The sequence below is a fragment of the Clostridium oryzae genome (assembly GCF_002029235.1).
Lineage (GTDB): Bacteria > Bacillota > Clostridia > Clostridiales > Clostridiaceae > Clostridium_AE > Clostridium_AE oryzae.
The window spans coordinates 1-552 of the sequence record NZ_MZGV01000174.1; the positions used below are offsets into that span (position 1 = coordinate 1).

A 552-nucleotide genomic window follows, 5' to 3' on the forward strand; every position below is an offset into this window, starting at 1 on the left:
CTTCTTCGGCTCCTGATGCCAAGGCATTCTCCATGCGCCCTTCATAGCTTAACCATAGTCGTCGTGTGATAAACTTCGCATTACCGCGTCAGCTCCGTCACTGTGGTGCTCATTGGCCATTAGCCAATTCCGCTCCGCGTTCTGTCGCTTCCTTGTCCTGCTCGTTTCTAACACGACTCCAGAGAGTGCCAATTTATAGTTGCCGTTTTTCAGGCTTCTTTTTAATTTACAGCTCTCTTTACTCGATGATGAATAAATTCATCATCATTGTATAATCTACAAAGAACATTTTAAATGTTCCCAGCTTTACAATGTTTCATTCTTATGTGCAATTTTCAAAGAACAGTCTTTTGTTATAAACTTCGCTTACGCTCGTTTCTAACAAAACTCCAGAGATGTTAGTCTCTGAAAATTGAACAGAGGATTTTGGTATAAACCGTAATTCTTACTGATAACCATTCTGTGAATGTGCTACCAGATTTTCTCCATAGAAAGGAGGTGATCCAGCCGCAGGTTCTCCTACGGCTACCTTGTTACGACTTCACCCCAATC

Annotated in this window: 1 rRNA gene; it reads right to left on the reverse strand. The window is 41.8% G+C overall.

Annotation, left to right across the window (positions count from 1 at the left end):
• Positions 1–491: 491 nt before the first annotated feature.
• A 16S ribosomal RNA gene (locus CLORY_RS22930) occupies positions 492–552 on the reverse strand; the annotation flags it as partial.